The organism is Corynebacterium sp. HMSC059E07 (assembly GCF_001814395.1).
Lineage (GTDB): Bacteria > Actinomycetota > Actinomycetes > Mycobacteriales > Mycobacteriaceae > Corynebacterium > Corynebacterium hesseae.
Window position 1 is genome coordinate 1 of the sequence record NZ_KV816342.1, and the last position, 6414, is coordinate 6414.

A 6414-nucleotide genomic window follows, 5' to 3' on the forward strand; every position below is an offset into this window, starting at 1 on the left:
CCCCCCGTCAACGTTTGGCTGTGGCCGGAAAGCAGGCCTTGGTACCCGAGAACCCAGGTGAAATGTGAACCATGGGGACCACTGAGCCGTCATCATCGTGCTTGCGCCTACCCCGGCCCGGCGGCGAGCGACTTCCCACTGCATGAGGAGTACAGCGTCAGTCCATGCCGGCGCATGCAACAGCTTTCGAAGAATGGCAGTGGTGAGGTGAAAGGGAATGTTTCCCACAATGACGCAGGGAGTGGCGGGTAACCGGAAGTTAAGGAAATCATCATGGACCACTTCGACCGCCGCCGAGGAGGTTTCTTGTGTGATTTTGGCAGCTAGTTTTGCGTCCACTTCAACTGCCGTTATCGCCCTCCCCAAGTGGGCCATCGGGTGAGTGAGGGCACCGCTTCCTGGTCCGATCTCAATGATGGGGCCGGAGGTTTGTTTCACAAGGTCGATGATGGAGTTGATGATCTTGTGGTTGGTGAGAAAATTTTGGCCATGCTCGTGACGGCCGTGTCCGTATGCAGACATCAGGTGTGCTCCTTGGATTTGAAAGGGAGCCGGGCATGACAAATAGCCGCCCGGCTAAAGGACCGGAGCGGTTTTTAACCTACGGGGTAGGAAACCGCCTTAGCGGTTGGTGCGCAACCGCAAGAAAGCGGTACCTGAAATCAACATGGGTCTAATTATATCCATTTAAATTCGCGGGTGATATGAAGGGCCCAGGTTTTGTTCCGTTTGAGTAGATGTGAAAATCTTCGAACATGCCGAAGAAGTTTGATCAGGAGGCGAAGGACCGTGTGGTCCGCCTCGTGGAAGCTCGCATTCTGGCGGAGAATATTTCGATGCAGAAAGCCTGCAAGATCGTGGCACCAAAGCTGGGCTTTCGTGGCACACAGCGAGGCAATGGACGCAGGCCGCTCGACGTGAAGGACGCGTTAGTGAACGGTTGTCTGAGGGAACCAGGGGGAGTCGCCTGCGGAGCGCACGACGCGGTTTTCGACGAGGTCTGCGACGTGGTGGAGGAATTGGGTGACGGATTCGGTGGTGAAGTGCGCCAGCGTGATGTTGTTGACTTCCATGCCAAGGCGAACGGCTGACAGCGGCTTGGTGGCCATGTTTTCACTCCTAGAGGTGGTGTTCGGGTCGTTTCTGCCCAACACCTTACGGGCCGGGTGTGCACTTTCTGACCGTGTTTCCACCTGGGGGTTTCGTTTCGCGCAGACTCGTTTACTTAGTATCGTCCACCTCACGGATAGCCCTGTAGATGGTTTGCCGGGAGACGTTGAAGGACCTGGCGACTGACTTCACTGACTGGCCGTTCTCGACCAATAGCGCAGCCTGTTGCTTCTGCTCTTTACTGAGCTTCGGCTTCGGGCCCGCAACTCGTCCCTGTGCTCGGGCATGGGCGACGCCCTCGCGAGTGCGCTGAATAAGGAGGTCACGCTCCCACTCAGCTAGAGAAGCCATGATGTTGACCACGACCTTATCTGCAGGACGGGATGTGTCCAGAGCAGGATCAAGGACCCGGACATTGATGTCCCGGTCAGCTAGGTCGGAGATGGTAGTGACGGTTTCGACCATGTTGCGGCCCAGCCGGTCTAGCCGGGTCACGACCAAGGTATCGGCCGGCCTCATGTAGGCGAGGGCATCATCGAGGCCGGGGCGAGACCACTTGGCACCACTAATGGTGTCGCTGTAGATATGCTTAGGGTCGCAACCAGCGTCGATGAGGGCCTTGCTTTGCGTGTCCAGCGACTGCCCCTGTCGCGAGGTCGAGACGCGCGCATATCCAATCAACATACCTACTCACCTGTCAGTTCTTCCTCGGTCACGCTGAGGTCAGCAGGCAACGCGCCGTCGATGACGTAGGTGCGTAGCAGCTTGTCCAGCAGAGCACGGACCTTGAACTTCGACACCCTTGCTCCGGTGTCTTCCGTGAAGTACGCCGCCGCCAGGTCAAGGTCAATTGATGCCTTTAAGTCATCGAAACGCCCATACTCGTTGATGGTTGCCGCCGTGACCCGGGCGTCGAGTATCCGTCGCAGCTGCGCCATGTCCAGCCCTAGACATTCATGCAGTCGTACCAGCTGTCGGTCGCGCTCGGTGATGCGGTACTCGTTGATGTAGTCGTGCACTGTCTTGCCTGGTTGCAGGGTCACGTCACCTGCTTGGAGGTCGTGCAGCCAACGGTTAGCGTAGCGCTGGTCATCCTGACTCAGGCGGGCGAAGCTGGCATGCAGCTGTTCCAGCAGGTCATCGAGCACATCCTGCGGCACGCCGTCCTGGAGGGCCTTGAGGTACTTCTTGAACTTGCTGTTGAGGTACTCGGCATCAATGCGGTCGGTGTCGATGTGCTTGATGTGCACGTCAATGTCGAAGGGTGCATCCTCAGGCGACTGCTCTGAGTCGTCGCCTGCCTTGCCGAGCTCCTTGTAACGGGTCACCAGCGTGGTGTAGGTGTCCTCGGTAAGTTCCACCACGATAGGCTCCGTCAGGGCATCGAAGTAGTAGGTGTCCTTGTCCGAGGTGAAGCCCTGCACCTGCGCGGCCTGAAGTTCCCGGTACATGCGGTTGAAGGTCTTGGCGAACTCGCCTTGGTCTGCCTCAAGGTCGGGTAGCTGCGAGAAGTCCGGCTGGCCGGTCTTCGGGTCGGTAAACAGCGCCTCGATGGTAGCGAAGCACTCGTTGATGGATGTGAGGTGGTCATCGAGGTGGTCCACGAACAGGCCGAGGGGTCGGTCGCCGGAGTAGAGCTTTACCGCCCGGTCGATGTTGTCCCGCATAGTGTGCGGCCTGCGGTAGTAACGGATGGACCCGAAGGGCTTTTCCGGGCCGAAGATGCGGTTGGTGCGCGAAAAAGCCTGGATGATGGACTCGTACTCGATCACCTTATCCAGATAGAGGGTGTTGAGCCACTTGGAGTCGAAGCCGGTGAGCATCTGGTCCACCACGATGAGCAGGTCGATGTGTTGGCTGCGGTCGTCGAGGAAGGCCTTGGTGTTGTAAGGCTTCTTGTGGGCTAGGCGCTTGGAGACGTCCTTTTTGAACTCATCATGGGTCGGCATGGTGAAGTGCTGGCCGTAGGTGTTGTTGTAGTCGCGGAGAATCTCCAGCAGGCCGTCTTCCTTGAGCAGTTGATTGTCCCCGGTGTTGTCGATGTTGGGGTCAAACAGTGCTGTGACCTTGATGTGAGGGTACTGCTTCTTGAAGATGCGGTAGTACTCCACGGCCTCGGGAATGCTGGAAGTCGCTAGGATGGCATGGAACATGCTGTTGCGGCTGAGCTGCATCCAATGCTCGTTGATGTCGCTGGCGACAGCCTCGCGGTGGTTTGCCTTCTCATACTGGGTCGTTGGCAGGTAGTCCTCGATGCCCTTGGTCACACGCTTATAGGTGCTGTTGCCCTTATCGTCTTTTTCCAGCTCATAGATAGAGGCCATAGGGATCTGCTTCTTGTCCATGAACTTGCTGTAGACTGCCGCCTTCTGCGGGTCTGTCAGCGCTTCCTCTACGGTCTTGGCCTTGGCCGCCTGGAGGGCGACCACGGTGCGCACGTCATGCGTCCTGAAAGTCTCCACCATTTCAGGGTCGAAGCTCAACACGTTTTTATCGCGGATGCCGTCGGCAATTGAGTAGCGGTGTAGCTCATTGCCGAACAGTGTGGCCGTGGTGGAATGCTTCTTCTGGTTTTCGTCATGGATGGGCGTGCCGGTAAAGCCGAAGAACAGCGCGTTCGGCAGGGTGTGCTTGACGGAGGCGAGCATGTCACCGAAGGTGGTGCGGTGCGCCTCATCGACGATGAAGACCACGCGCTTGGAACGGATGAGGTCCAGGTCAGCTGTCTTCATCGTCTCAGGATTGACGCGGCTCATCTTGTGCAGTGAGGTCACGATGAGAGTGGAGCGCTTGTCCTTGAGCAGCGTTGCCAGGTTGGCAGCACTGGAGGTGTCCTCCACCGCGATGCTGTCGCCACCGTAGCTGACGTAGTTCTCCAGCGACTGCGTGCCCAGCTCAACACGGTCAAGCAGGAACACCACCTTGTCGGCGTTGTGGGAGTCAGCGATGAGCTGAGCGGTCTTGAAGCTGGTAATCGTCTTGCCGGAGCCGGTGGTGTGCCAGATGTAGCCGCCCAACTGGTCGCCACTGTCCCAGTCGTGACGGTCCACACGGTCAGCGATACGCGAGGCCGCATAGTACTGGTAGGAACGCATCGCCAGCAAGTTGCCAGAGGCACGGTCTGCGACGGTGTAGAAGCCGATGAGCTGGTGCGCCATCGGAATGGACAGCAGCGCACGTGCCACGTCGTCCCATTGGTTGATCGGCTCGTTGTTGAAGTCTGCCCAGTGGAAGAAGTAGTCCGGGTTGAACTTGCCTGCGCCCGGGTTGGCGAAGTAGATCGTCTCTTCTGGGGTCATGGCGACGAAGATTTGCACCAGGGAGAAGATTCCCTGGTAGACGCCCTCATGGGCGTATTTGGTTATCTGGTTCGCACCTTGGGAGACCGGCGCACCGGAGCGCTTCAGCTCGATGTGGAAGACCGGCATACCGTTGATGAGCAGCATCAAGTCGCCACGTCGGGTGGGCAGCAGCTCATTGGCGGTCTGGAAGCGCGGCTGGACGGCAATCTGGTAGCGCGACTGGCCACCGGCAATCTCTAGGCGGTCGTAGATTTTCAGGCTGATCTCAGAGCCGAAGTTTGCCGCCTGCGGTGCATCTCGGGTAATGGTCACGGTGCGACCGTTGATGAACTCGTTGAGCGCCAGCGGGGTGCGCAGGTTGTTGACCTGCTCGATGATTTGCGCCATCTCGCCTTCGGTGAGCGGCACGTCGCCTAGCAGGTCACGGCCCCGGTTGTTGGCGTAAAGAATGTCCGCCCAGTTGTCGATGAGCTGCTGCTCTGTCGGGAAACGCAGCAGTTCCTTGCTCCAGCCGTGGCGGGTGAGCAGGTCGATGAGCGCAGCCTCGAATTCAGCCTCAGAACGAAATGGTGTGGTCATAACTGCTCCTTAGATGAACATCCGTTGCAGCAGCGCCGCCTTGGCCTGCTTAAGGGACTCGATGTACTTGGCCTCGGTAGCAATGAGCGTGTCCAGCCGTGTAAACACCGCACCGATGGCCTGCTGTTCTTCGAGGGTTGGTGGGAACAAAAATGCATCTTCGCAAACATCCCGCCCGTAATTTGGTTGATGGTGGCACCCATTGATTTCGCAACTTGAGACTCGAAGAGTTCAGTATCGAATAGGGCGCTCATGAAATGAGGCTGTTTGCTTCGAATACCAGTCATGAATGCACCGATGACCGTCGGCGGAAGTTCCCCCCTCACCAACGCATGCTTTCCGATAAGAGCGCGGGAGCCGTTTCGGACGACCATAATAATGTCGTTTGGCTTGACATTTTGTACGTTCACGACGCCGGAGCGGACATACACACAATCATCAAAGGCAAGCGTAGCGTCTTTCACATTGCTTGACCGAAGTACCAGAGTGCCCCCATTCTTCACAACATCGCCTGGTGAATAGGTCAGCCCACTGAAATATTCAACGTGATCATTCAACGAGCTTTCTTTCCACTCACCGTCGAAGCCATCCAGCCGCAGCTCCGGCACCGTCTGGCCCTCCTGCGGGAACATCCGCTGCATGAGCGCAGTCTTGGCCTGCTGCAGAGCTTGGTGCTTCTTGGTGTGCTGGTTGATGGCATCGTCGAGGTTGGTGAAGATAGCGCCGATGGCCTGCTGTTCTTCGAGAGTGTGCGGAATGGAGATATCTGCGCTGTTGATGGTCTGGCTAGTCAGACTAGGTAACCCGGTTGCAGTATTCTTCGCCATCCAATCGACTTGCAATACTGATGCGTAGAAGAACGCTAGGTCAGTCTCTTGGTTCGGAACAACGTAGAACAACGTGTCAACAGTCCAGAAGGGAGCTTTCAGGATGTATGGCTTGCTGATGGTGCCCTTTCGACCGATGCCTACGGCGTCCTCATCGTGAGAAAGAGCTTGGTCCACTGACACCATGTAGCCACCGGTCCCGTAGACGGGAATACAACCTTCCCCCAGATGCTTGTAGTCACGACCGTTGTGGAGAGCTGAGACTGCACCAATACTGGTCGTCTTCCACGCACCGTCGAACCCCTCCAGGCGCAGTGCTGGCACGTTGCGGCTACGCATCGCGACCACCGCCCAGCAGCTCCTGGAGTGCAGCCAGGGCCTGCATGTCGGCGGCGTTGCCGGTAAGCCCGCTCAGTAGGCCTGCCAGCTCTTGCTCCGTCTCGCGAATCTTCACGTCGAGGTCGGTCAGCGCGACGGCGTACTTGTCGTGCAGCGCCTGGACGCGGGCTGAAAGACCAGCGAGCACATGACCAGGGATTTCGCGCAGGTCATCCATAAGTGCAGTAATCCACTTGGCGGTGAGCACCTCATCGACC

The 6414-nt window shown here is 57.8% G+C and carries 6 protein-coding genes and 1 pseudogene; 1 reads left to right on the top strand and 6 read right to left on the bottom strand.

Going from position 1 to position 6414, the window contains the following annotated elements; genetic code table 11:
* Together erm and HMPREF2967_RS13575 are read right to left on the bottom strand one after the other, a co-directional pair.
* The coding region (gene erm / locus HMPREF2967_RS12595) for a 23S ribosomal RNA methyltransferase Erm (protein WP_070686829.1) at positions 1 to 522 on the bottom strand (522 nt) is incomplete at its 3' end.
* 99 nt (positions 523 to 621) lie between these two features.
* Positions 622 to 687 carry an erythromycin resistance leader peptide gene (locus HMPREF2967_RS13575; protein WP_071569110.1) on the bottom strand — a complete coding sequence of 22 codons (66 nt, stop codon included), beginning with the start codon at positions 685 to 687 and terminating at the stop codon, positions 622 to 624.
* 68 nt (positions 688 to 755) lie between these two features.
* Here HMPREF2967_RS13575 and HMPREF2967_RS13320 point away from each other — a divergent pair, with 68 nt between their 5' ends.
* Entirely contained in the window at positions 756 to 1091 is a 336-nt protein-coding gene (locus tag HMPREF2967_RS13320) for a hypothetical protein (RefSeq protein WP_173783247.1), read from the top strand.
* Positions 1092 to 1221: 130 nt separating this feature from the next.
* Here the strand turns inward: HMPREF2967_RS13320 and HMPREF2967_RS12605 are convergent, their stop codons facing one another.
* From HMPREF2967_RS12605 to HMPREF2967_RS12620, 4 genes and pseudogenes are all read right to left on the bottom strand, one after another.
* Entirely contained in the window at positions 1222 to 1794 is a 573-nt protein-coding gene (locus HMPREF2967_RS12605; RefSeq protein WP_023016435.1) for a recombinase family protein, read from the bottom strand.
* 2 nt (positions 1795 to 1796) lie between these two features.
* Complete coding sequence (locus HMPREF2967_RS12610; RefSeq protein ID WP_023016436.1) at positions 1797 to 4991, bottom strand: type I restriction endonuclease subunit R; 3195 nt, start codon at positions 4989 to 4991, stop codon at positions 1797 to 1799.
* A complete protein-coding gene (locus HMPREF2967_RS12615; protein ID WP_158014735.1) occupies positions 4988 to 6157 on the bottom strand; it encodes a restriction endonuclease subunit S in 1170 nt (389 codons plus the stop codon). Before HMPREF2967_RS12615 ends, HMPREF2967_RS12610 begins: the two co-directional genes overlap by 4 nt.
* Positions 6150 to 6414: pseudogene (locus HMPREF2967_RS12620) on the bottom strand (type I restriction-modification system subunit M); the annotation flags it as partial. The gene HMPREF2967_RS12615 and the pseudogene HMPREF2967_RS12620, both read right to left, overlap by 8 nt.

Coding starts and splice junctions, on each gene's coding strand:
- HMPREF2967_RS13320 (WP_173783247.1), top strand. CDS start 756: ATGCCGAAGAAGTTTGATCAGGAGGCGAAGGACCGTGTGGTCCGCCTC.
- HMPREF2967_RS12605 (WP_023016435.1), bottom strand. CDS start 1,794: ATGTTGATTGGATATGCGCGCGTCTCGACCTCGCGACAGGGGCAGTCG.
- HMPREF2967_RS12610 (WP_023016436.1), bottom strand. CDS start 4,991: ATGACCACACCATTTCGTTCTGAGGCTGAATTCGAGGCTGCGCTCATC.
- HMPREF2967_RS12615 (WP_158014735.1), bottom strand. CDS start 6,157: ATGCGTAGCCGCAACGTGCCAGCACTGCGCCTGGAGGGGTTCGACGGT.